The organism is Dyadobacter frigoris (assembly GCF_005280585.1).
Taxonomy (GTDB): Bacteria; Bacteroidota; Bacteroidia; order Cytophagales; family Spirosomataceae; genus Dyadobacter; species Dyadobacter frigoris.
The window spans coordinates 187,133-212,768 of record NZ_SZVO01000011.1 but is presented as its reverse complement, the minus strand read 5'-3'; the positions used below and the strand labels follow the sequence as shown (position 1 = coordinate 212,768).

Sequence of the window (25,636 nt, the reverse complement as noted above, 5' to 3'; positions counted from 1 at the left end):
TAGTTTTCAGGATTTAGTTTAGAACATATCCCAATTCCTTCATACGGCTGGTAAAAGCGGTCAGTTTAGAATTTTCAATTAATATATGATATTGTTCTGCCTTGACCACAAGTTTTCGCAATATCTCGTCCTGAACAATCATGCGCTGCAAGGCTTTATTGTCGGGCGGAATCGTAAAGACCTGAATTTCCGATTGGCTGTTGATACTTTTACTGTTTGAGACAAGTTCCTGTAAATAGTTTTCCCAAAATACAGGCAGTTTTTGTCCGATAGTTTGTTTAAACAATATGATTTTATTCTGGATATCCCTGGTTGACTTACACTCTTTCAAAAACTTTCCGGGGCTGAACTGATATCGGTTTTCACTGACTTTGGTCGCGTAATTGTTTAACATTATCTCTGCCAGGACAGTATCACCTTCAACACGAATGAAGGTACTGTTTTCATCGAACGATAGCGTCGTTTGAAAGTCAGTTGCAACGGGCGTGTATTGTCTGCTCAATCCAAGCACATAAGCCCCCAGCGCAGTAATCCTGAATGCAAAAAGATTCTGATATGTCGATTGCAGATTAGGAAGGGCGGGATCCAGCGCAATGTCCATAAGACCGAAGGACGCCAATAAATAAACATGAGCGGCAAGGTATGGCAATATTACAAATGGCTGCGCATTGCCGGAATTTACAGAAATCGTCCTTTGCACTAGCGAACCATCATTGGAGATTATCGCATATTCGGCATCAATCCTGTCTCGGATCTGCCAGTCGAGCAGGGGAGATATATTGATAAACCGGCTACTGATAAAACTTTTCAGATTATCAAAAGTTATCCATTGCCCCGGAACTAGCTTACGAAATATTTCGATGATCGTTGCAGTGGTATTTGGCCTGTATTCACTTATCTGAAAATAATTTAACCCTTTCAGATGCGTCAGCATGTATGGAGCTGCCTGTTTTCTGTTAAAGTCTCTGGCGAATAATGTTTTGATAGTTTCATGAGAAGACTGGGAAATTGTCTTCATTTTGAAGTCATCTGATAGCAAACCAGCGATGAGCAGCGATCTTACCGGCGTGTCATCTTCCGGACCAAATGTTGCCAGTTTCAGCGAGCGCGACATTTTTTTTGCAGATGCCACATTCGGATTTCCCTTTTGTGAGTATTTGATATTTCCCTGGCTGTGATAGGAAATGATTCGTGGCAGTTCGGCAGTAATGATACTTTCAGTCAGGTAGGTAACAAAATGTTTACCGGGCTCAGGGACAGGTTTGATATGATAACCTTCTGGTTTTGGAAGATGTATAGCAAGTAATTTGCGAAGTTCGAGCGGCAGTGACAGCGAAACGCCCGTATCACGTAATTCTCGCTGTCTGTCTTCATAATATCCGCTTGGCTCATAAAGCGTGATGTACTCTCCCCAGCGGGCCTTAATTTCAGGTGTTAACTGAACCACCAGATAGTTGCTCCATAGTTTTGCTAAATGTAGGAGTGGTGTTTTTACGAAAATTTCTTCCAGTTCTTTCCGGTCCAGTGCTTGCTTCCAGGTCGCCTGGCTCAGGACAGCCCTGTCAGTTTCAGGTAAATCCGCCAGGTATCCGGAAACGATCTCTTCGTCATTGTACCACAGACATACAAGGTCTGTTATTTCCTCTTTTGTTGTTATTTTCCGGATATCAATTTTACTGTAACTGAGAATCCGGCTTTCAAATTCAGTATAATTCCGGATTAGAAATTTCTGGATTGGTGAATAAAAAAACTTCATAATGAAATCTTTATTATTCTTCATGAGCTCGGCGCGAAGGGCCTGAGATTCTTGCGTCGTCATCATTTTCCTAAAATAAATTCAATATCATCCTCACTCAGACTTTTCACAGAAGCACTATCACTGGAAATAATAGAATCCAGTAATGCGCTTTTTACTTCCTGAAGTTTCAATATTTTTTCTTCAATGGTACCCAGTGTGATCAGTTTGTAGCTCATTACCTTTTTATTTTGGCCAATCCGGTGTGCACGGTCAATGGCCTGGTTTTCTGCCGATTTGTTCCACCAAGGGTCAAAAATAAATACCATATCCGCAGCGGTGAGGTTCAGCCCGGTGCCTCCTGTTTTTAAAGTCAATACAAAAACTTTACAATCCGGGTCGTTTTGAAAACGGTCCACGAGTTGCTGCCGGTTTCTGGTACTTCCGGTCATGGTCACAAAATCAATACCTCTTTTGTTGAGTTCTTCGCCAATATCTTCAACAGCGGCCAGGTAATTGGCAAAAACAAGTACCTTATGTTTGTTGGCAATGGCATCTTCCAGCTGCTCAATAAGAAGTTCTGTCTTAGGTGAATCGATTTTCCCGTCCGTTTGAGCTCCGGGGATCGACGCGATCTGGCGCAGTTCATTCATCGCCTGGAAAACAAAAAACTGGGATTGCTGAATACCTTTCATCGCAACTTGCTGCTCAATGGCATCTTTGTAGTATAGCCGTCGCTGTTCGTAATATCTGGCCTGTTCAGGGCTCATTTCAACAAACAAAGTTTGCTCGATTTTATCAGGCAACTCTTTGAGTACATCCTTTTTTAATCGCCTTAAAATAAAAGGATAAATCTTCTTTTTTAATTCTATCGTTGCGTCCTTATCATCATACTTTTGAATCGGCGTCAGGTAATACTGGTTGAATCCCTCGGCGCTTCCAAACATGGCCGGGTTTAGAAAACGGAATAATGCATAAAGCTCGGAAAGATTATTTTCGACGGGCGTACCGCTCAATGCCAGCCGGTAAGATGCATTGAGAAGCAATACCGCTTTGTGTAACTGGCTGTTCAGGTTTTTTACAGCCTGCGATTCGTCCAGGATCGCGTAAAGGAATTTTTCATCCTTCCAAAATTCAATATCATTTCGTACCATGGCATAGGTGGTCAGGATGATATTAACTTTTTGGACTTCTTCTTTATCGCGGTTAGTACCGTACCAGGTGTAAAAAGTGAGCTGTGGCGCAAACTTTTTCAGCTCATTTTCCCAGTTGAAAAGCAATGATTTTGGCATGGCGATAATCGAAGGTAATCCGGTTTTATCCTTTGCGTACACCTCTGCCAACAGCGTGATCGTTTGCAGGGTTTTGCCCAGCCCCATGTCGTCGGCCAGGCAGCCGCCAAGTTTGTTCTGGTGCAGATATAGCAGCCATTTGTAGCCCTGTTCCTGATAGGGACGTAGCTTTGCGTTTATTTCCGGCAGTTTTATCTTTTTATCGGCGATCAGGTTAAACCCTTCAAATATGTTTCTTGCTTTGCTGAATTGCTCTTTTGCTGCACGTTCTTCGATCAGTTCTTCAACCAGCGGAAGATCAAAAAAAGAAATTTCGATTTTGTCCTTATCTTTTTTCTTTTTGAAAAGGCGCTGGAGTTTCTGCATATACTGCTCATTCACGAGTGCCTGGCTGCCATCGGCAAGAATAATATAGCGGTTTTTGTTGAACTGGTTAATCGCATCGAAAAGAGAAATCTTTTGGTCGCCAAATTCAAGTGTCGCTTTTCCTTCAAGAAAGTCAATTCCGTGGCCCACCTGGACATTCAGCTTCGGCGGGTTTACATTGATTTTGTAAGATTTTAGCTTTTCACTGCCTACCAGTGCATAGTCTCCGATCAGGGAAGGAATATCCCGGTATATAAATTCCGAGGCGATGTTTTCAGGAATGATCAGGAGATTTTCCTCCTGGATAATTCCACCGGATCCTTTTTTCTTGCCCTTTTCTGCATGTTTACTCAGGGTTTTTTCAATGAAAGAAACATGTTGCTCAACATGTACCTGCTCTATCGGGCGTACGGTAATGGTTTCTTCCATTTCGTTGATCACCGCAAAACGGAACAAGTCGTATTCGTCCAGGAAATCAACATCGGTATTGGGCATAAGTTGCCCGATGCGTAAGTAAAGTGAATTGTCGGCATCTACTTTTTCAAAAATAAGTGCCGGTCTTGATTTTATTGGTTCGGTATCTCTCTGCACGATATAATTTTCGTATGACAGCGTTACGTTGTCGAGGTACGAGAAAAACAGCGAAAGGAACTTCTGTAAATCGGCAAGCGGTAAGTTTTTGAGATTAAAGTTTTCCAAAGAATGGAAGAGCGCGCCCACAGGCTGCGTTTCCAGCACAACATTACTGCCAGCCAGCCACACATGTTCTTCATTGATAAACTGGAACCCGGTATATTCGGCATCAGGGGTTGTCAACGCAAGTTGAGACGACAACGACTTCTCACTTATTTTGTTGAGTGTTAAGCGTAGCTGGGCTGTTCCGGCTCCGGCTTTAATTACTTCATCGTCAGGATTGATAAAAATACCGCTTTCAAGTAATTGTGGGATCAGGTATGGATGTTCATGCAGGTATAACCTGCTTTCAGGGTTTTCCCAGTCAATCGTGAAATGGCTGCGGTCCCTGATCATGTGGATCGTTTTGGCTATACTCCGCAACACGCCGCTATACTGGCGGTAATCAAAGGTTGCGTTTTTACCCATTTTGTCAACGGTTTCAATAAACGCGCCCTGTGTGTCAAACTTAAGAAGAAAAAAAAGTCCGTTATCTTTCTTTGAGGATATTTCTTTATATTCGGTAAAAGATTTATTTCGCCTTAATTGCTCGAAAATAGACATCTTGATGAGGTTCTAATAAAGATCAAAATAAGGGAAAAGAGCTTGGTTATGCAAGATTCGCGTTATCCTATTATTTTTGAACATATCCCGGCCCTTTTACAAATCTCCCTGGTGTAGCGCCTGTATGTTCACCATTTTTTAAAACCGCAACACCATTTACAAAAACATCAGAAATACCGCTAGCAAATTGTTGAGGTTTGTCGTACGTAGCCAAATCTTTTACTTTGGCCGGATCAAAAATTACTATGTCAGCATAATAACCAACTTTTAGTTCGCCACGTTTTTTGAGCTTTAAGTTTGTCGCTGGCAATTTTGCCAACTTATAAATTGCTTTTTCCAAAGTTAATAACTTCTCGTCCCTCGAATATTGGCCTATTACACGGATGAAATTCCCATAAGCTCTTGGATGAGGCTGAGATTTAAGAAAAACACCTTCAGGCGTATAACTTCCTTCGTCAGATCCAAAACTTACCCAAGGCAATGCCACCTGTTTTTTTACATTTTCCTCATTCATTAAAAAATAGGCGGCACCAATCCTTGTGCTATCCTGAACGATAAGATCCATGGCCGTTTCTTCAGGAGATTTACCTTTTATTTTGGCAACTTCTGCCAAAGTTTTCCCGGTATATTTTTTCAAAGAATCCTGCTTAAAACCAAGCAACAATACCTTTTCAGCCGATCCCGCACCGTAATAAAGATTTTCCCAGTCAGAAGGATTTGTTTTCATTGCTTTCGCCATTTTGGCTCTGATGACAGGATCCTGCAAACGCAGCCATAATTTACCAAAACCACCATCCTGCAAAGAAGGAGGAAATGATGCAGTAAGTCCCGTGGCGCCAGCGAGGTACGTGTACATGTCAGCGGTAATGTGCAAACCTTCTGCTCTTGCTTTTTCAATCCGCTTGATCACACCATCCATCTTTTTCCAATTGTCTTTTCCGGCTGCTTTGAGGTGATAAATTTCTGCCGGGATATTGGCTTCTTTTGAGATTGTAATCAATTCTTCAACAGCTTCGTCCAGTTTATTTCCCTCACTGCGCATATGCGAAATATACATCCCGCCATGTTTTGAGGCTTCTTTGCATAAAGTGATCAATTCCTGCGTACCTGCGAAAAAATCAGGTGGATAAATTAAAGAAGAACCTACACCCATGGCACCTTCTTCCATCGCTTTTTTTACCAGCAATTGCATACTGTCAAGCTCGGCAGGTGTGGCTTTGCGGTTATCCTCGCCAACAACATAAGTCCTGACCGTGCCGGCTCCAATAAATGAGGCCACATTACAGCTTATTCCTTTCTTTTCAAGAAAATTGAGATATTCTCCTAGTGTATTCCAATCGATTTTGTACTTGATATCACTTTGCCCTTTTTGTAATTCAGATTTCATTTTCGGATTCAGCGGTCCCATGCTTGTCCCTTCTCCCATTACTTCCAGCGTCACACCTTGTCTGATATCACTTTGGCTTCGGCCATCCTGAATCAAAGATTCTGTTGCCCAGCTTAGCATATTGATAAAACCTGGTGTTATTGCTTGTCCCTTTGCATCTATCTCATTTTTAGCAGTTTCATTTTTCAGGTCACCCATAAAAGCGATCGTATCGCCGTTGATAGCAATGTCTGCAGTAAAAGGTTTTTCTCCATTTCCATCGTAGATCGTTCCGTTGCGGATAATGGTTTCGTATTTTGTTTTGGAGGTACAAGAGAAAATGGAAAGGATGAACAGGAGTGTCAGGAAGAGAGGTTTCATGAAGGTTGGATTAGATTTGCTTGGTTTAGATCAATTTAATCAAAAATTAAATCTTCCCAATAGCATCAAACCAATTTCTGCTTAATCAATCTCTTTTAATGAAGACTTTCTGATAATCAGCTCAGACGGCAATACAATCTTATCCGAAACATCAATAGATTGTATTCCTTTCAAATGATTCACAATGGTTCTTATGGCAACTTTTCCCATTTCCTGACCGGGATAATATACCGTCGTTAAATTAGGTTCTATAACCTGAGAAACAGGATCATTGTTAAAACCAACAACTGCAATATCGTCCGGGATATTGTAACCTTTTTCCTTCAATGCCTTCATACAACTCACAGCACAAATATCATTGGAAATAAAAATCCCGTCGGGCCGGATTTCCATTTCATCTATTTTCTGAGCTACGTATTTTCCTGCTTCCTGGCTTAAATCTGTAATCATTAACAGTTCATTCGATGCCGTCAAATTATTTTGTAAAAGTGCATCCTGATAGCCTTTAAGTCTGCCTGAATAAACATTCCTTTTCAAATTTCCGGTAACGTGCATAATCCTTTTACAGCCTTTTTCAATCAGGTGAGAAGTGGCTGTAAATCCTGCCAGCACATTATCAATAACGACGCCACTGCATTTTGGATGATCAATGATCCTGTCAAAAAATAAAACCGGAATTCCCTTTTTTATAAAAGATTCGAAGTGATCAAAAGTATCCGTATCGTAAGCGACGGATGCCAACAACCCATCCACGCGACTATTAAACATCGTTTTTGCATTGGAAATCTCCTTTTTAGCTGATTCAAGAGATTGACTGATCAAAAGATTATAACCTGATATATTAGCCTCTTCCTCCATTCCTGCAAGCACGGCCGACATGAAATTACTGTTCAGTCTGGGCACAATAACGCCTAGCGTATTGGTCCTTCGACGGCGTAGATTGCTGGCAAATGTATTGGACTGGTAGCCCATTTCAATAGCCTTTTCATTGATCAGAATCTTGGTTTTACTATTTATGGCCGGATGATCATTCAGCGCTCTGCTTACCGTAGCCGGAGAAAGACCGAGTATTTTGGCGATATCATAAATGGTAATTTCTTTCTCCATTTTTAAGAAGGGTTATTCAAATCTGTCTGAAATATAGCAACAAAAGCATCTTTTACAAAAAATTAATGCAATCGGTTGCAATGCAAATTTATATTCAGATATTTATACCATTAAATTTACATTATATCTGTTCTTCATGATACATACCATGCGTTGGTTTGGGCCAAACGACCCGGTTTCTTTGATGGATATCCGGCAGGCGGGTTGCAGCGGTGTTGTAAGCGCACTGCATCAAATTCCTGTTGGTGAAATCTGGACTTTACCAGATATAGAAGAAAGAAAAGGTCTTATTGAAGAGAAAAATAATCAATATTTTCCCTTAAAATGGTCAGTTGTTGAAAGCCTGCCCGTGCATGAGGATATAAAAAAAGGACTTCCTTTACGTGATTTATATATTGAAAATTATAAGCAATCACTGAAAAATCTGGCGGCGACGGGTATTAAAACGGTCTGTTACAATTTCATGCCGGTACTTGACTGGTCGCGGACTGCGCTGGATTATGAAATGCCGGAAGGGTCAAAAACATTAAGATTTGTTTGGGTCGATTTCGCCATATTCGATTTGTTTATTTTGAAAAGACCGAATGCAGAAGCAGATTATGAGCCGGAAACGAGAATTGCTGCAGAAAGCAAATTTCATAGCATGTCTTCTTTTCAGCTTTCGGTTTTAACGAATACGGTTTTACTTGGATTACCCGGCTCAGAAGAAGCTTTTGACCTCAATATCTTTCAATCATTATTGGATCAATATGCTGAAATTGACGATAGCCAGTTAAGGAAAAACCTGTATTATTTCGTTTCTCAAATTGCACCGCTGGCGCAGGAATTGGGGATAAATCTTTGCATTCATCCGGACGATCCGCCGCGTTCTCTTTTGGGACTTCCTCGCGTGGTTAGCACGGAATCAGATTTTGAACAACTCATGCAGGCTTGCGATGTCAGGGCCAACGGCATTACTTTTTGCACCGGTTCATTAGGCGTAAGAGAAGATAATGATCTGGCAGGAATGATCGAACGCTTTGGTGACCGTGTTCATTTTGTACATCTGCGGACAACCAAGCGAGAGGAGGGAACCAGAAATTTCCATGAAGCGCCGCACCTGAACGGTGATGTCGATATGTATGCAGTTGTGAAAGCATTATTAAAAGAAGAAAACAGACGAAAAGCTGCCGGGTATTCCGAATTTGAATTACCTATGCGGCCGGATCATGGTTTTCAAATGCTGGATGATCTACATAAAAAAACATATCCAGGTTATTCTGCTATCGGTCGTCTGAAAGCTTTGGCAGAACTGAGAGGGCTGGAAATGGGAATTTCAAGATCGCTTCAACTGCTATTTCTTTTACTTTTTTCATTTTTTGCTTTACCGGTAAAAGCCGATGACGGCTATCGCTTATGGTTGAAATATGATCTCTTAAAAGATGAGCAATTGCGGAAAACGTACGCTTCAACAATAAGTTCTATTGTTTACGAAGGAGAAAAATCGCCGGTTATTCAGTCCGCAACAGAGGAATTACAATTGGGGTTAAAAGGGCTTTTGGGGAAGGAGATTTCTTTAAAACATACTAATACTACCAATTTGGGAAGTATTATTTTAAAAAAAGATAACACTGAAAAGCTAACCAACGATGAAGGTTATCACATTTACAGACAAGGAAAAAATATTATCGTTTCAGCTAAAACAGATAACGGAATTCTTTACGGAAGTTTTGCTTTGCTTAGAAATATTCAAACCGGACAATCGCTCGCTAAAACAGATATCACTTCCAGTCCGAAAATTCAGTATCGGATGCTCAATCACTGGGACAACCCCAATGGTACTATCGAACGCGGTTATGCCGGAGCCTCGCTTTGGAAATGGTTTGAATTACCGGAAAGACTGGATCCGAGATATAAGGATTACGCAAGAGCTAATGCGTCCATTGGTATCAATTGTACGGTAGTTAATAATGTCAACGCAAGCGCCCGGTTTCTGACAACTGAATATTTACCGAAAGTCCAGGCGCTGGCTAATGTCTTTCGCCCTTATGGGATCCGGGTTTTTATGTCTGTCAATTTTGCTGCACCCAAAATACTGGGCGGATTATCAACTTCTGATCCGCTTGATCCAAAAGTGCGGCAATGGTGGATTGATAAAACAAAAGAAATTTATGCTGCTATTCCTGATTTTGGAGGGTTTCTGGTAAAAGCAAATTCGGAAGGGGAGCCCGGGCCACAAGATTATGGACGGAATCATGCAGACGGCGCTAATATGCTGGCCGAAGCTTTGGCTCCTTTTCAGGGGACGGTAATCTGGCGGGCATTTGTATATAAAGCGGACGCGAATGGAGACCGTTTCAAGGCAGCATATGAAGAATTCAAACCGTTAGATGGGCAGTTTAAATCCAATGCCATTGTTCAGGTAAAAAACGGTCCGATCGATTTTCAGCCAAGAGAACCATTCAGCCCATTATTTGGCGCTATGCCCAAAACACCTTTGGTTATGGAATTTCAGATTACTCAGGAATATCTGGGGTTTTCTACCAATCTGGTTTATCTCGCACCACTTTTTAAGGAGTGTCTGGATGCGGATACTTATGCAAACGGAGCAGGTTCTACTGTGTCAAAAATCGTTGATGGAAGTATAAATCATTACCAAAAAACGGCCATTGCCGGTGTAGCCAATACAGGGTCTGATCGTAACTGGACAGGACATTTTATGAGTCAGGCAAACTGGTATGCCTTTGGCCGTCTGGCCTGGGATTATACGTTATCTTCCGAATTGATTGCTGATGAATGGATCAAAATGACTTTGACAAAAGATGCAGTTCCTGTTAAGATTATTACCAATCTGTTAACAGGTTCCAGAGAAAATTATGTGAATTTCACGACGCCTCTCGGCCTGCATCATTTAATGGGACAAGGGTTACATTTTGGCCCTCATCCATGGCTGGAAAAAAGCGCAAGGCCCGACTGGACTGCCACCTATTATCATCGGGCGGATGCCAACGGAATTGGTTTTGACAGAACAAAAAGCGGAAGCAATGCACTGGCGCAATACAGTCCGGAAGTCCAGAAACAATGGGAGAATCCTGAAACTTGCCCGCTTCCCTATTTGCTGTGGTTTCATCATGTAGCCTGGAATAAAAAATTGTCATCCGGACGCATACTTTGGGACGAACTTTGCTACCGATATTATTCTGGCGCCGAATCCGTTCAAAAAATGCAAAACGACTGGAAAAGTGTAAAAACGTCAATTGATCCTGAAATTTTCGAAGATGTTTCAGGCAGGCTTTTAGCCCAGCAACGAGAAGCGATCTGGTGGCGTGATGCCTGTGTTTTATATTTTCAGGAATTTTCAAAACTGCCTATTCCTGCACCTTACCAAAAACCGGAAAGGACTTTAACAGAGGTGAAAAAGATTACGGATGTTTATCAGCTAAGATAATTTTTTGTAATCATGTCAATTCTTACGTTTCAAAATTTGTCAATAATTATTTAATAAAATGCCTGAATCAACGCTTAACGAACAGACCTTTCAACCTTCTGTTTTTTCTCTGGAAGGTAAACTTGCGCTTATTACCGGTGGAGGAAGTGGTATCGGATTTTATATTGCTAATTGCATGGTTCAGGTCGGCGCCAGAGTTGTATTGACCGGTCGGCGGGAGGAAGTTTTACAGGAAGCGGTCGAAAAACTAGGGTCGAAAGCGGAATATTTCGTCAATGATATTACACAGTTGGCTACGATTCCGGCCTTGGTGGAAGCCATCGAAAACAAATGCGGACCTATTGATATTCTGGTGAATAATGCTGGAATCAATATGAAAAAATTTGCAGTGGAAGTTACGGATGAAGATTTTGACAAAGTGATCCAGACCAATTTACACGCTGTTTTTTCAATGACCCGTGAATGTGGAAAACGAATGATTAACCGTAAATCAGGTTCCATTATTATGATCACTTCTATGGCCGCCATTTATGGAATCGATCGTGTGGTTGCATACACGGCTTCCAAATCAGCTGTGGCTGGTATGGTGAAAGCGCTAACTACTGAATTTTCACCCTATAACGTCAGAATAAATGCCGTTGCACCCGGATTTATAGAAACACCTATGATGCTGACGGCCATGAACGGTGATCCGTCTCGTCGCGACAAAGCCATGGACCGCACACCGATGGGGACCTGGGGCAAACCGGATGATGTCGGTTGGGCAACGGTATTTCTAGCCTCGGACGCAGCCAAATTTATTACCGGAGTTTCGCTTCCTGTGGATGGCGGTAACTCAATCGGATTTTAATAGTAATCGTTCCTAATCCTTAAAATCAAATTCCTGCAATGAAAAAAACAGTTTTCGAAAAGTTAGTGTGCTTTGTTCTTCTCATAACACTTACGTTTTGTTACGCCCCGTTACAGGCTCAAAAAATAAAGTGGAACAAAGTGAAAATCCTGGTTTATACCAAAAACGGGAAAGGGTATATCCATGATAATATTGCCAATTCCGTGGAGGCTATTCAGTCGCTTGGCAAGCAATATGGTTTTGCTGTTGATGCCACGGATGATCCTGCAAAATTCACGGATGAGAATTTGAAACAATATGACGCTTTGGTTTTTTCCAATACAAATAATGATGTTTTTGATACAGACGCACAGCGTGTTGCACTGATGCGGTATATACAAGCGGGTGGCAATTTCGTTGGTTTACATTCTGCTTGTGGTACGGAAAGAAGCTGGAAATGGTTCAAGAATTTATTGGGGGGAACATTTTTCTGGCATGAACCCGGTCAGAGTTTTACCGTCAATGTTCTTGATCCAAAAAATCCTTCGCTGGCACATTTACCTCAAAAATGGAACCGGGATCTGGATGAATTTTACTTCCTGAAAGAAATGGCGGTAAATCTTAATGTGCTGGCGGTGAATGATCATACCACCATTCAGAAACCTGCGGGAAAAGCGCTTGATACTTTTGGGACGATATTCCCATCCGTTTGGTGGCACAACTACGACGGTGGACGGGCATTTTATACTTCCTTAGGTCACGAAAAAGGCGATTATTTAAAGGAAGATCTGCGCAAACATATATTGGGTGGAATTGAATGGGCCATCGGACCGCAAAAACCACGGAACTACAACAACGCCTATGCCAAAACCCCAAACGACGAAATCAGAATAAAATAGACCTGAAAGGCCGTCATATATTAACATAGGGCAACGCCCTATGGCGACTATCGAATCCTAAAAATCCCGAATCCTATGCAAAATTCAGAAGAAAAAAATCAAAGCAGAAGGTCATTCCTCAAAAAAGCCGGAACAGGCACCGCTGGTATTATTGCAGCATCGGTATTTCCTACCATTGTTCCGTCAAATGTATTTGGGAAAAATGCACCAAGCAATAAAATCAATATAGGACAAATCGGTTTTGGCCGAATCGGTTCTTCGCATGATTTACCGGAAGTAATTAAGAATGAAGCAGCGCATGTCATCGCAGTTGCAGATCTTGATAAAAACCGCCTGGCAAAAGGGAAAATATGGATAGAAAAAAAATATGCTGACCGGACCGGAAAAGCAAATTACCTGGACGTGAAAACTTATGATGATTATCACGAAATTCTTGCCAGGAAAGATATTGACGCGGTTATTATCAGTACACCGGATCACTGGCATGCACAGCCTGCGATGGAGGCTGCTGCTGCCGGGAAGCATATTTACATGCAAAAACCAACATCTCTAACCATTCAGGAAGGTAGAATGCTGAGCGATATGGTCCACAAAAAGAAAGTTATTTTCCAGCTTGGCAGTCAGCAACGTTCGGCAAGTCCGTGGCCACAATTCAAAAGAACATGTGAGCTGGTTCGTAATGGACGGATTGGTACTTTGAAAAAAGTATACATCGGACTTCCCGGAGATCCGGCGGGAGGAAAAACGGATAAGATGCCCGTGCCTTCGAATTTTAATTATGATATGTGGCTTGGCTCTACGCCGGAAATATATTACACGCTGGACCGGGTTCATTCGCAGACAGATATCAATGACCGTCCGGGATGGCTGCGTCTCGAACAATTTGGCGCGGGAATGATCACCGGTTGGGGATCACATCATATTGATATAGCACACTGGGGAATGGATACCGAATTAACCGGCCCGATTGAAATTGAAGGAAAAGCAACGTTCCCGGCGGCAGGTTCGGGATTGTGGGATGTGCATGGAGATTTTCTTGTCCATGCAAAATATGCCAATGGCGTCGAAATGGAAATAGGTGGCAGTAACCCAAACGGTGTAAAGTTTGAAGGTACCGAAGGCTGGATTTTTGTTTCACGTGGTAATGTAGGCGTTACTGCGTCTGATCCGGGTGCAGCACAGGCCAGTGCAAAAAACGAAGCCTTTTATGCAAGTGACAGCAAAATCCTGGGATCTGTAATTCAGCAAAACGAGATTCATTTGTATGATAGTCCTGAGCAGCACAGAAACTGGCTGGAAAGTATTCAAAGCGGTAAGCCAAATATCAGCACGGCGGAAATCGCACATCGTTCATGCTCTGCTTGTCTCCTTGCCCATACAGCCATGAAACTTGGACGTAAACTACAATGGGATCCTAAAAAAGAGCATTTCATTAACGATGCAGAAGCCAACGCAAGTTTGTCAAGGCCTCAGCGCGGACCTTATGGTACTACAAAAGTGAAAGGTTAAGAAATAGGAAATAATTTTCTGGTATGATAAAAATCCGGTAGGTGTGCTTACCGGATTTTTATTTTTGCATACTCTCGAAAGGAGATCTTTATTCGTATTTATAATACTCTATGAATCATTTGATTAAAATATAATCAAGAGGAATAATCGTTTAAGATTTCAGATTTAAAATGTATTTTTGATAAAAATGAAAATCTTATGGAAGCAGTAGCCGAAAAACTTCACAGCCTGGAAGAGTACTTTAAGTTTTGCGAAACGCACGAAGGGCGTTTCGAATACGTAAACGGAGAAATTACAGAGATGTCGGGAGAATCGGTTACAGCGAATCGGATCGCTGGAAATATACACAGATATTTAGGAAGTTTGCTGGAAGATGAGCCTTATGCTTTTATGCAAAATTCTGTCAAATTGCAGGTTAGCGAAGGAAATATCTTCCGTATTCCTGACTTCTTTATTTTCAAAGAAGATGGTAATAAAGAAAAGTATGCGACTGAACCGCTGTTGATTGTTGAAGTAATCTCAAAAAGTACGGAAAAAACAGATCGCATCACAAAGCTTAATGAATATAGATCCATAAGTTCATTACATTATTATATCATCGTTGAGCAGAACAATTGTTTTGTGGAAATCTATACACGTGAGGGCGAACGTTGGTATGTTGAATTTTATGAAAAAATGGATGACATCATAAAACTCAACCATTTCAACATAGAATTACCGCTTAGCAAGGTGTACAACAAAGTTTCTTTTCAAAAGGAAGCCTGACTTTCGTTATTTTGATGTATACGATTTTACAAATACCTGTAAAGTTGTACCCTTCCCATTTTCATCTTTCACAGGCCTGTTAAAAGCAAACATTTTTCCGTCATGCGCCCAGACAATATTTGTTGGAGCTGGTTTTGATGATGCTGTTAAGGTTTGATAGCGATCTTTGAATGGAGTATTTCCTGTTTGGCATAACATAATACTTCCGTTCCAGATGTAACTCACGTGTTTTCCATCGGGATGCCAGCGCAAATTACCTGAGACATCTGATTCATGTTCTGTCAATTGCTGAGGTTTTCCACCGGCAGGAGATAATAGAAATATTTGTGCTATGCCTTTTTCATCTTTCGCTAAATAAGCAAGAGCATTTCCATCCGGCGAAGACCGGACAACACCAGAACAGCCGGGATATTTTGTATCAGCCGTAAAAGTCAGTCTTCGTTGAACGGTACCTTTTGGAGGCATAGGGAAATCAGTTGCGGTTCCTTCCAGCGGGCCAAATTCTCCCGGCTGGGTAATATCATCCGGAATGTCCACCACAAATACTTCCGGTACGGGTTTCCCATTTTTATCAATAACAGTACCTAAAAATGCTCTTGCTATCTGCATTTTTCCATCGGCACGGCGATATCCATTTGTTCCAACCCAACTGTCACTTACAGCATGACTAATTTCGTCACTGCCCGGTTTAGGTTCTGGCACTACGCGAACCACCAGTGTGCTGAACCATCCACCAGAAACATTTTCAGCATTTTTGTCAACATGAACGGCCTTTATTTTTTTTGAAACACCAACCGTTCTGAGATTTCTTTTTACGCCGGTTGCATCTTCAAGTTCTTTTAAAATCGCATCATTATAAGTAAAACCGATCCACTGGCCATCTCCGCTCCATTCATGGCGATGTGTGCCGCCGCGTAAAGCACCCGGGGTATAAGGAAATGTTACATCCCGGGCGTCCATATATATGGGGACGTTCGGTTTTGAATCTTCAATAATCACAGCGGTACGGCGCCATTGCTGATATGGATTTTCTTTGGTGCTATTTTCAAGACCATGAATAAAAACAACCGAATTTTCCTGCGGACTGTAACTTACTGCACCTGCGCCGGGACCCCAGGTTCCATTATTTTCTACCTTGAAAAGCACTTTTACTTCACCCGTTTTTACATTTACTTTTTCAATCCGCGGAGATTCCGGAATTCCGCCGTCATCCGTGCGGGTATCATACACAAGCCATTGGCCGTCAGGAGAAAAATTGTCGTTATTGTCCAGATCGTGATTATAGGTCAGATCATGTGTAATCTGTTTTTCTTCGGTTTCTTTTTCCGGTTGGCGGGATGACATCGATAATAGTATTAACGTGAGAAATGCGGACGAAAATAATGTGCTCATAATCCGGTTATTTTGCTGGTGCGCTGATCACGCCCAAATATCTTCCCATCCAGTAAGGCAAAAGCCAGATATCGCCGGCGCTTTCTTCGGAAGTACCACCTACGCCGTCACGATCCAGATCAAAAGTATTGCTGTTGTGACGTTTTACAGGTCTTTCGTCAGGAGGTAAAACTTCTTTTGTTGTCTGTTTGCGAAAGTTAGGTTCGATCAGATCAATATCTTTTCTATGACTGTTTTTGATTGACCAGTTGATCATATCCAACGGATATTCCTGCAAATACCAGACTGCTTCTTTCAAATCAAATTCATCTGTACCGGTTAAAGCAGTAAATATATTCCAGGCACCTTCTTTTTCCGGTCGTTCTACTTGCCAGTGATCAAGAATTTGCTTTTTGTAAGCGGTTTTCAAAGTATCATTGAAAGGATAGCGATACAATCCCCAGTACCCGATAAAATACATTTCATCATCCGAATGGTTCCAGCCGTCCGACATGTGTTTGGCGTGTTCGTCAGCATTGGCGGGTGCCTTTCCGATTTCACTCATCGGGCGCATCATGTTTTCGTAGTAGCCGTATTTATTCATCAGTTCAAATGCTTTGGCTTTATATTTTTCCTTTTTGGTAAAATGATAAGCCGTTTGCAGCATCGAAACAATATTGGAAGAATTCAATTTTCTGTCGCCAACATTGGTAGGAAATGAGTTGACATATTTAGGATTCCATTTTCCCCACATCGTCGGTTTTCCATCAAAATCAACCAGATACATATCGTTTTTGACAATATGAGACATAACCGTATCCAAAAGCATAATCGCTTTTTTCTTCATCGGCTCGTCATCGATCAGTTCTGCTATGGCGCCAAAGGCAAAAACGTGACCGATAATTTCATCACTGCTGGTAGTTGATTTCCATGTCCATTCCTTTTCAGGAGATGGCTGCCAGCGATCCGAATCTGAAAGACTTTCTTTATGCCCACTACGCTCAAAAGACCGTGCGGGAAAACCGGGAACAGGATTTACGGTATACAAACGTTCAATAGCATCCAGTGACTCACGGCAATTTTGCAGCGCAACAGAATCTTTGGTAGCAGCGTAACGGAAAATTTCTCCGCCCAAATACATGGTTGTCCAAAGTCCGTCATTATCAGAATCGGACATATAACCTGTTGAAAGATTTCCTTTTTCCATACCATCCAGCGAAGCGTTGAATCCATTACGAATATGTCTTAAACGAACTTGTTCTTCGTAATAAACAGCCTTATCCTGAAGGGTCATTTCTTTGAATGCAATTTGTCCCAAACCAGCCGTTGTCAATACCAAAACTGAATTTTCCGGACCTTCGGAAATGTGGATTACTTTATTTCCCGGCAGCCAGCGTTCGCCATAATAATAATCAAACTTGTTATCGGCCCGAAGTGCAAATGCACCCTGATCCGATCCAAACCAAACTTTTCTGTTTACTTCCTGCACAAAAGTTATATTCGTTGCCGGAAGTTTTTTATTGATTGTTCCAACTTGTTTTTTAGCGACAGGATCAAATTCAATAAAACCGTCTGTTGTACCGATGACAATTTTTTTGCCATTACTGACAACGTCAAACGAAGTAAAATTCGCACCGTCAAAAGCCTTTGTCAATACATTGCCAGATGATAAAACATACAAAGTTTTCTTTCCAAGAATCCAGAAATCACCTGTATTTTCCTGATAACGTATCGAAATTGTTTCGTCATCCGGTAAAGCTCCGCTATAAAGATTTTTTGAATCCTTGATAAGTTGTAACAATTTTCCATCGGAAACCAGAAACGTAAAATCTTTTCCACCAGCAAAAAGTTTGGCACCCGGTAAGGTATGTTTTGAAAATAATGTTCCTGCCCACGCATTGCTGAAAACCACAGAATCGCTCAAATAAACAAGTTGTTTGTCATAAACACCCGTTGCAGAAATTTTCTTGGATTTCATGAAACGATACGAATTGTCAGCTTCTATCGAACCGTGATACAGAAATTGTCCATCATGGGGATGTTGTAATCCCTCTTTTGAAAGAATCTGGATTACGCCGTTTCTGTCTGAATAAGCAGCCAGTAGATTTAATTTTGTCGTATCAGAATAATATTTAATGCTGTAATCCTGAAGGAAAGGTTTGTCTTCGTGAACAGGCTGTTTCATCGACGATTTACTGCACGAATAAAAAATTAAAGCAGCACAAAGCAGGAGGAGTGATAAATAAAAGGGCTTACGCATAAGGTCAAAATAAAGTTTAATAATTGCTGTCTTATGTTTAGTTGACCAGTTTTTTTAAGTCAACCACAACATATTTAATCGATTTTTTATCTTTTTCGGGATGGTATGAATACGTCATATGCAATAAACCATCAGCAGTTTGAATGAGCGAAGGGTAGGAGTAACCGCCTTTTTTGGATAAGTCATTTTCAATAAAAGTTTTCCATTTCCAGGTTTTTCCCTCATCATCGGAAATTCTCAGACTTAGCTGATAACGTCCGTCGTCAATATCATTTCCCAGAAAAGCCCATTTTCCGTCATTGAGAACCAGCAGTTCCACGCTGGCGGTATTGGGAATATCCGTTTTAATGGTCGCCTTCCAACTTTCACCTTTATCTGAAGATTCGCTGAAATGAACGCGAGTCGGCTCGTCGCCGCTGTCACGCATGAGTGCTACCAGATTGCCATTTTTCTTTTTTGCCAAAGCAGGCTGAATCGGGCCGCGACCAACAATGGGTAAGCCGGGATGCCAGCTTTCACCGTTATCATCAGAAATAGCCATTATGGAAAAATTAAAACCATCAGAATAAAGCGGCAAAACAATTCTGCCGTTTTCCAGAATAAGCGGTTTGATACGTGTCATCCAACCTATACTTCTTTTCGGCACATTTTTACTAGCCTCAACAATCATATCATCATATTTGGGTGCATAACCCGCCCAGCCAGCAGCATATTCAGGAAGGTCCTTAAATTTCGCAGCGACCTCTTCTTCAAATCTTTTATCCGGTTTCAAAAGAATATTATCCTGCCAGTTCCAGATTGGTGCACCGCTTTTGTTAAAATCTGTTGATGTTTTAAACCGGACAATCGATTGCTCCCAAAGATTAGCCTGAACGGCGATCCAGGTAAGAAAAAGTTTTCCTTTGCTGTTCAAAAATAAAACAGGATTACAATCCGGAATCAAAGGGGTATCGGCCATCAAAAACGGTTCGCTCCATACTTTTTCTCCTTTTTTTAGTCTTGCGCCCATAATTTTAACATCATCCGCGCTCCGTTCACCACTTCCCTGAAACCAGGCTGTCAAAAAATCTCCATTGGGTAAACTGACAATACTACTTCCGTGAACATGTTTTGTCTGCTGTGGAAAAATTAATGTTTGCTGAATAACCGGCGAAATCTGTGCTTTACTTACCTGCGTTATCAGGAAAAAAAGAAAAAAATATAACTGAACTTTCATTATTGGTTTAAACAAATTATTGGTACTGTGCTACTTTGCATTCTTCCGCCTTTCCAGCATTTCTTTCCAGGTAGTCAAAATGATCCCTTCCGATCTTATATAAGCTTTCAGATCCGGATCTAACATCGAAAGCATATCCGCATAACGTGACCCGCCGGAAGCGCTGATGTGTTTGAAGGCATCCGTAATATCGCTGCTGTGAACGATCATCATCGCAACGCCCGGCTGCATTTTACCGAGGGTTTCTTTAAATTTCATGGCTTTGTATTTTCCCCATTGTTCAGGAGTAACATTATTTCCTTCGGGTTTCCATTCGCCGCTGTTTGTATATAAATCATCCAAAACCGGTAATCCGGCATTCCAGATTTTTTCTCCAACGGCTTTTGATTCTTTTGTAATGGCAGGTTCCGGAAGTTTGGTGCCTTCTTTCCATTTCCCTTCTGCCTTTAATTTTTTGATAACCGGAGCATTCAGGCATTCGATGAGCAGTTTGTTATTTCCGCCGGGAAACATTACCGGAATTCCATATTCCATCCCGACTTTGATATACCTTTCCAAAAAGGGACCGTGGGCAAACAATGTTCCCATATGTGAATCCAGGTGCGTGGGTTTCAAACCTATTTTTAAAGCTCTTTCTACTTGCGCACGGATTTCCTGTTCTACAATATCTGCGTTTGCATTTTTAACGACCTGTTCAACTTCATGCCACATACAACCTTCGTCATCAACCAGTCCCGGCGAATGTGCAATGCCTCCAAGTGGCGGCCAGCGATATTCCTGCCATTCAGAGGTTAGCGTAAGATGTAAACCGGCATCCATTTTCGGATTTTTTACCGCATACTTTGTAAAAGCTGCCGCCCACGGACAGGGCATCATGATGCTGCAAGAAGTTGCAATACCGTTTTCAATGGATTTGATAGCGCCCTGATTGGATGAATAGGACATACCGGCATCATCCACATGAAAAATGATAACTTTTGCACCTTTCGGCCAGCCCAGTTTTTCAGCATAAGTCTGGGTCGACTGTGCCCTGATCTTAACCGTAATAAAAGGTATCAGGATAAACAACAGGAATAACGACGCTCTGTTTTTCATTTTTGTTAGAAGTCTGTTTGAAGGTATACTACATTTTTGTGGTAAGGGACTAATAAAAAAATCATTTTATCATTCCCAGGTATCTTCCCATCCAGTAGGGCAGCTGCCAGAAGACAGGCTCTCTTTCGGTTGCAGGATCGCCGCCGGTTGCCGTCCAGGGGTTTTTGTCCCATCTTACGGTCATCCGGATACTTGCAGGCTGCATCACATCCACCTGAACATCTTCCAAAACAGGTTTTCTTACAATTTTCAGGTCTTCTCTTTTGCTATGATCAATGTGCCAGTCCACCAGATCCAGCGGTGTGTCGATCAGGAAGTCAACGGAATTTTTCAGTTCCGTTTTTTTATTGGTACTATAACAATAGATGAAATTGATCAATGGATTATGATCACCTTTTCTTTTTTCAAACCACCGTTCCAAATGCGTTTTGTAAAACGCGAGACGTTCCGGATCTTTTTCACAATGGACAAGAATCGGGTAGAGGTAAGCTTGTAGCACAACATCGAAATAAATGAACCAGGCAGGATTCTGGTTGGTAACTTCCGACATATTTTTAAGGTAATTTTCCTTTTCAATCAGGCGCAAATATTCTTTCTGATATTTTTCATCGCCTGTCATATGATGTGCGAGTAAAAGAAAACTCAGCATTTCCATCGAATTCTGGTTTCTGTCCGGGAGCCATTCCGGGTCACGGTTCAGCTTATCCGGCGACCAAACTGACCAGCGGGTTGGTTTTCCATCCACATCCACGAGATCAAGATTGTGCTTCATCAAATAATCAACAATCCTGGCAACGTGTCTGCCAATAATTTTCTTTTCATTTTCATCAGCAACAAGCGTATAGTAAAAATAATAACCGAACATATGTCCGCACATTTCATCGCTGCTCGTATCACCTTTCCAAAGCCATTTTCCATCTTTTGACTTATGCCAGCGCACTTCGACTGGTTTGAAACGCGGCTCTTTTACAAGCTCGTCAGCCAATTGTCTTTTAGTAAATATCCGGTTGCCGTCGTGTACGTTTTTCCTGTCTGCCGGAACAATCGTTCTGGCGAAAAATCCATCCGTATCTGTTACTTCCTGCAATAATTTCAAAAAGCCAAAAGCTTTTTTTGCATTTTCCTTTGCTTCCGGATTTTTAGTGGCCGCGTACCTGAAACTTTCCATGGCCAGATAATTTCCGGTATATTCTCCATCATTGTCATCATCCTCGGGAAGCCATGATGTAGTATCTCCCGGTACGGTAAGATGACATTGGCCGGCGATCCACGGCGCACGAATGTGGCGTTTCATCAAAACATCGTTAAAGAAATCCTGTTTTTGTGCCAAGGTCATTTTCTTCTTTTTGATCGCACTAACGCCTTTTGGTGTCGCAATCCAGGCATTTCCATCTTTATCAAAAGCAATATCATTTACCTGGTCATCCATCAGCCAGCGTCTGCTGAAACGCAGCGAATGTGAGCCATCCGGTTGATAACGAACAACGCCCGTTTGCGTGCCGACCCACATGGTACTATCCGGGGCGTATTTCAGGGCCGTCACATAAACCGATGGAATTCCATTTTCTGGTTGTAAAGTTTTTTCCGCTTCTTCCCCATTACGGATCGTTACGCCGCCCAGTCCTCCGGCCCATAATTTTTGGTCAGCATCAATCGCAAGACCTTTAACATAACCGCTGAGCAGTTCTTTTGGCTTATAAAAATGTTTTGTTTCTTTTCCAGTCCAGTGATATAAACCCACATCGGTAGCAATCCATAGACCATGCGCCTGATCAGAAATAACATCACGGATTGATTTTGGAAGAATCGTTTTTATTTTGACAAAACCTTTTCCATTATCAAACCAAAAACCATTTGGGCCCAAAACATAAAGTCCGTCGAGAGTCTTACAAATAGCAGAAACCGGACCTCTCGGCCCGGTAATCTGTTCCAGTTTATTATTTTGATAACGCAAAAGTCCGTTCCAGGTTCCAAGCCAGACTGTCTTATTTTCAGCAAAAACGGCGAAAGAAGGCCCCATTTCATTTTCAGGAAGCAAAGAATTCCAGATAGTAGAATCTTTCTTTTTCTGAAAAATCCCTGCACCCGCAGCAATCCACACATTCGATTCAGCATCAATTGCTATGCTTCGAACATCATTTTCTTCCGGAGAATTTCCAACAGAATAACCTTCATGATATTCCTGCCAGAAAGCTTTGTCCTGATAAACAGAATCGTCGCCAGAGCCACTTTTTTTTCCACAGGAAAAAACAACCAAAAAACTCAAAAACAAACTCTTAACACAAACTTCCGAAACTCCGCGCCAAAACTCCCCAAACCCTGCGTTTAACATTTTCATGAAGCGTAATCAACATTTTCCTGGAACAACAAGGAAATCAATTTCTTATGCTGTGAAAAATCAGGAATCAATAATTGTGCTCCTGCGCGGACAAGGCGGGGACGTTTTGCAGGATTATGTCCGAAACGCTGCAATTCATTACTGGTTATTCCAACAGACACACCTCCGGCGCGGCGACCTTCACGGATTTCATCAGGACCGTCACCAAAAACGGCCAGTTCGTTTCCTCTAAGATTATTGTCACGAATGATTTTTTCAATAATCATCTTTTTAGAAAACTTGGTATAATCCTTTAATGCGCCATAAATTCCGCCGTTAAAAAGATGTGCATAACCCAGCATTTCTGCTTCATGTCGCACATCTTCGGCATCAGTTCCGCTGGCCAGATACATGGTGACGCCGCGTTCTTTTAACTCATAAAGAAAATCAACGGCACCTTTCATAATGAAGTCGCTTTGGCTTAATTCTCCGGCTTCAAGCTTTTGCATACGCTTGTTCACCATTTCCATCAGACCGTCATTATAGATTTCTTTATATTGAAACTTATCCAGAATTTCATTTTCGGGTACATAACCGAATTCGCGCACCAGATTAACCAATCCTTCCATCTGGAAAATGGTTTGGATGCCGGTCGTTTTCTGGATGAAATCTTTCACCTTTTCCAATACTTTATGGAAAGTCCCGGAGTCGATGGTGTCATACTGGTTGCCCAGGATCGATTTCATCATGACTGGTTCCATAATTTCTTCCCATCCCTGGCGCATCGAACTGATCGTGCCGTCATGATCAAAAACGGCATAACGGATATGTCCAAGTCGATCCATCACTTCAGGACCGCACAATTCAAATTCCGTTTCAGGAACATATACTGCCTGCCGTTCATTTTCTGCGAGGTCGGCGTTATAGATGTAATCGGGCTCGTTGCTTATTTTAATAATTTCCTCGCCGGTTGCAGTTCCTGTTGTATATAATTTTTGGACTGTTACTGCCGCAGCCAAATTGGCAAACTCAGCTGCTTCATCTGCCGGAATGCCAGCAGCCAGGCATAGGGTAAGTGCGCTGATCGTGGTGTCTCCTGCGCCAACAGTATCCAATTTACTTTTTAGTTGTAATCCATGAATTTTATAGACACCATTTTCATCGAAAGCCAGGATTCCACGTTCGCCGGATGTTACAAACACAGGTTTATTTGTTTTGTCAAAAACCGCCTTCCCATATTTCTTAACATCACCGGCGGGAATAACTTCGTCAGGATTAACCTGAACACCCGAAAGCGATGCAATTTCACGGTCATTTGCTTTCAGTAAAGTATTTTTGAAACGGTCATTAAAATGACGCGAATCCAGCATGACGATTTTGTCGCTGTATTTTTCAAAAAGCTCGTTAGCCCGTTCAATGAATGATTCATTGTTGATACTGCCGGTAACCTGCTGGTTGAAAATAACAGCGTCGTATTCAATTAATGCATTTTCTATGGCTTCCAATATTTTTTCATCCGTATCAGTACTGCGTTCATTGAAAATACCGAAATCGATTCTCGGCTCTTCCTGCCCGTCGATAAGGCGTTTTAAATAACTATAGGTATTGAAATTATCTTGTTGTACAAAAAGTGAAGATGTATCGGCGCCCAAAACTTGTAACTGAGTATTTAATTCCCGTCCAAAAATATCATTTCCAATAGCACCGATTACCTTGATTTTGGCAGGATTCAGCGCTGAAAGATTGGCAACAACATTTCCGGCGCCACCAGGCGTATAATAATGCCGGGCCACCGCTTGTGTTTTTAGTCCCGTTTCAACAGAAATCTCAGAACCTCGTTCATCGATGATCCAGTAAGAATCCAGGCAATAGTCACCATAAACCGCAATTTTAACATTAGAAATTTTTTCCAGAATATTTTCAATTCTATTTTGATCCATTGGTCAGGCAGATTGTTATGTTTAGGAATTTAATTTTTTGAATATATTTTAGCACCATACGGGTTATCAATATATACTCTGCATATAATAGGTTGGACTATCCGGGAGGTAGTGATTTTTTATTCGGAACACTGGTATTTTTCCACTTTGTTTTTCTTTTTAAAAATCAAAAAATAACTAAATAAAAATATTTTTTCAGACTAAAAACAGTCTGATCCTGAGCATTTGTGGCCTTTTTGAGAAATTATTATTACGGAATTATTAAATAAATCTATTTTGCGCAAAATGAAGATATATTTACGCAAGTTGCGATATCAATTGTAAAATCGCACCGTAAATTTATCATCATAATTCTACGGGCTTCATCAATACAAAACATTATATAAGATTATAATTGCAAAACATACAATTGTTAATATAGTGTTTCAACATATTTTATTTCATAATACACGGTTTTTAGGTTATTAATTGAGTTCGATTTATTCAATAAAATTTCAAATATTGAAAATAATATTAATTTGAGAA

At 41.4% G+C, this 25,636-nt stretch carries 15 protein-coding genes and 1 pseudogene; 6 read left to right on the top strand and 10 right to left on the bottom strand.

Translation table 11 applies throughout. The features are described 5' to 3' along the window. Positions 1-13: 13 nt before the first annotated feature. The 4 genes from FDK13_RS22905 to FDK13_RS22890 form a co-directional block, all read right to left on the bottom strand. Positions 14-1,822 (bottom strand): hypothetical protein, encoded by a 1,809-nt coding sequence (locus tag FDK13_RS22905; RefSeq protein WP_137342335.1) that lies wholly within the window; start codon positions 1,820-1,822, stop codon positions 14-16. Continuing rightward, on the bottom strand, positions 1,819-4,629 hold the full coding sequence (locus FDK13_RS22900; RefSeq protein ID WP_137342334.1) for a DEAD/DEAH box helicase: 2,811 nt from the start codon (positions 4,627-4,629) through the stop codon (positions 1,819-1,821). The genes FDK13_RS22905 and FDK13_RS22900 overlap by 4 nt, the downstream gene beginning before the upstream one ends. A gap of 70 nt (positions 4,630-4,699) precedes the next feature. Next, complete coding sequence (locus FDK13_RS22895; RefSeq protein WP_137342333.1) at positions 4,700-6,376, bottom strand: N-acyl-D-amino-acid deacylase family protein; 1,677 nt, start codon at positions 6,374-6,376, stop codon at positions 4,700-4,702. 81 nt (positions 6,377-6,457) lie between these two features. After that, positions 6,458-7,483 carry a LacI family DNA-binding transcriptional regulator gene (locus tag FDK13_RS22890; protein ID WP_137342332.1) on the bottom strand — a complete coding sequence of 342 codons (1,026 nt, stop codon included), beginning with the start codon at positions 7,481-7,483 and terminating at the stop codon, positions 6,458-6,460. Between the two features lie 136 nt (positions 7,484-7,619). On the opposite strand from FDK13_RS22890, the pseudogene uxuA reads away from it, so the two are divergent. From uxuA to FDK13_RS22865, 6 genes and pseudogenes are all read left to right on the top strand, one after another. Next, positions 7,620-8,810 (top strand): annotated as a pseudogene (gene uxuA / locus FDK13_RS36685) (mannonate dehydratase); the annotation flags it as partial. After that, complete coding sequence (locus FDK13_RS36680) at positions 8,790-10,910, top strand: alpha-glucuronidase family glycosyl hydrolase (protein ID WP_229216181.1); 2,121 nt, start codon at positions 8,790-8,792, stop codon at positions 10,908-10,910. The pseudogene uxuA and the gene FDK13_RS36680, both read left to right, overlap by 21 nt. A 58-nt stretch (positions 10,911-10,968) precedes the next feature. After that, positions 10,969-11,760: an SDR family NAD(P)-dependent oxidoreductase gene (locus tag FDK13_RS22880; protein ID WP_137342331.1), complete on the top strand. Its 792-nt coding sequence runs from the start codon at positions 10,969-10,971 to the stop codon at positions 11,758-11,760. A 38-nt stretch (positions 11,761-11,798) separates the two neighbouring features. Beyond that, positions 11,799-12,638: a ThuA domain-containing protein gene (locus FDK13_RS22875; RefSeq protein ID WP_137342330.1), complete on the top strand. Its 840-nt coding sequence runs from the start codon at positions 11,799-11,801 to the stop codon at positions 12,636-12,638. Positions 12,639-12,713: 75 nt separating this feature from the next. Then, a complete protein-coding gene (locus tag FDK13_RS22870) occupies positions 12,714-14,147 on the top strand; it encodes a Gfo/Idh/MocA family protein (RefSeq protein WP_137342329.1) in 1,434 nt (477 codons plus the stop codon). A gap of 198 nt (positions 14,148-14,345) precedes the next feature. Continuing rightward, on the top strand, positions 14,346-14,912 hold the full coding sequence (locus FDK13_RS22865; protein WP_137342328.1) for a Uma2 family endonuclease: 567 nt from the start codon (positions 14,346-14,348) through the stop codon (positions 14,910-14,912). Between the two features lie 6 nt (positions 14,913-14,918). Here the strand turns inward: FDK13_RS22865 and FDK13_RS22860 are convergent, their stop codons facing one another. The 6 genes from FDK13_RS22860 to FDK13_RS22835 form a co-directional block, all read right to left on the bottom strand. Then, positions 14,919-16,304 carry a DUF3748 domain-containing protein gene (locus FDK13_RS22860; protein ID WP_229216175.1) on the bottom strand — a complete coding sequence of 462 codons (1,386 nt, stop codon included), beginning with the start codon at positions 16,302-16,304 and terminating at the stop codon, positions 14,919-14,921. Positions 16,305-16,311: 7 nt separating this feature from the next. Further along, complete coding sequence (locus FDK13_RS22855) at positions 16,312-18,543, bottom strand: hypothetical protein (protein ID WP_137342327.1); 2,232 nt, start codon at positions 18,541-18,543, stop codon at positions 16,312-16,314. 37 nt (positions 18,544-18,580) lie between these two features. Next, positions 18,581-19,759 carry a sialidase family protein gene (locus FDK13_RS22850; RefSeq protein WP_137342326.1) on the bottom strand — a complete coding sequence of 393 codons (1,179 nt, stop codon included), beginning with the start codon at positions 19,757-19,759 and terminating at the stop codon, positions 18,581-18,583. Positions 19,760-19,789: 30 nt separating this feature from the next. After that, complete coding sequence (locus FDK13_RS22845; protein ID WP_137342325.1) at positions 19,790-20,854, bottom strand: polysaccharide deacetylase family protein; 1,065 nt, start codon at positions 20,852-20,854, stop codon at positions 19,790-19,792. Positions 20,855-20,915: 61 nt separating this feature from the next. Beyond that, a complete protein-coding gene (locus FDK13_RS22840; protein ID WP_229216173.1) occupies positions 20,916-23,192 on the bottom strand; it encodes a ligand-binding sensor domain-containing protein in 2,277 nt (758 codons plus the stop codon). Beyond that, positions 23,189-25,111: a PfkB family carbohydrate kinase gene (locus tag FDK13_RS22835; protein WP_137342324.1), complete on the bottom strand. Its 1,923-nt coding sequence runs from the start codon at positions 25,109-25,111 to the stop codon at positions 23,189-23,191. The genes FDK13_RS22840 and FDK13_RS22835 overlap by 4 nt, the downstream gene beginning before the upstream one ends. Positions 25,112-25,636: the final 525 nt, after the last annotated feature.

Bases quoted from the DNA above. Each gene is read 5' to 3' on its own strand.
- FDK13_RS22905 (WP_137342335.1), bottom strand. From the start codon at position 1,822: ATGATGACGACGCAAGAATCTCAGGCCCTTCGCGCCGAGCTCATGAAG.
- FDK13_RS22900 (WP_137342334.1), bottom strand. From the start codon at position 4,629: ATGTCTATTTTCGAGCAATTAAGGCGAAATAAATCTTTTACCGAATAT.
- FDK13_RS22895 (WP_137342333.1), bottom strand. From the start codon at position 6,376: ATGAAACCTCTCTTCCTGACACTCCTGTTCATCCTTTCCATTTTCTCT.
- FDK13_RS22890 (WP_137342332.1), bottom strand. From the start codon at position 7,483: ATGGAGAAAGAAATTACCATTTATGATATCGCCAAAATACTCGGTCTT.
- FDK13_RS36680 (WP_229216181.1), top strand. From the start codon at position 8,790: ATGGGAATTTCAAGATCGCTTCAACTGCTATTTCTTTTACTTTTTTCA.
- FDK13_RS22880 (WP_137342331.1), top strand. From the start codon at position 10,969: ATGCCTGAATCAACGCTTAACGAACAGACCTTTCAACCTTCTGTTTTT.
- FDK13_RS22875 (WP_137342330.1), top strand. From the start codon at position 11,799: ATGAAAAAAACAGTTTTCGAAAAGTTAGTGTGCTTTGTTCTTCTCATA.
- FDK13_RS22870 (WP_137342329.1), top strand. From the start codon at position 12,714: ATGCAAAATTCAGAAGAAAAAAATCAAAGCAGAAGGTCATTCCTCAAA.
- FDK13_RS22865 (WP_137342328.1), top strand. From the start codon at position 14,346: ATGGAAGCAGTAGCCGAAAAACTTCACAGCCTGGAAGAGTACTTTAAG.
- FDK13_RS22860 (WP_229216175.1), bottom strand. From the start codon at position 16,304: ATGAGCACATTATTTTCGTCCGCATTTCTCACGTTAATACTATTATCG.
- FDK13_RS22855 (WP_137342327.1), bottom strand. From the start codon at position 18,543: ATGCGTAAGCCCTTTTATTTATCACTCCTCCTGCTTTGTGCTGCTTTA.
- FDK13_RS22850 (WP_137342326.1), bottom strand. From the start codon at position 19,759: ATGAAAGTTCAGTTATATTTTTTTCTTTTTTTCCTGATAACGCAGGTA.
- FDK13_RS22845 (WP_137342325.1), bottom strand. From the start codon at position 20,854: ATGAAAAACAGAGCGTCGTTATTCCTGTTGTTTATCCTGATACCTTTT.
- FDK13_RS22840 (WP_229216173.1), bottom strand. From the start codon at position 23,192: ATGAAAATGTTAAACGCAGGGTTTGGGGAGTTTTGGCGCGGAGTTTCG.
- FDK13_RS22835 (WP_137342324.1), bottom strand. From the start codon at position 25,111: ATGGATCAAAATAGAATTGAAAATATTCTGGAAAAAATTTCTAATGTT.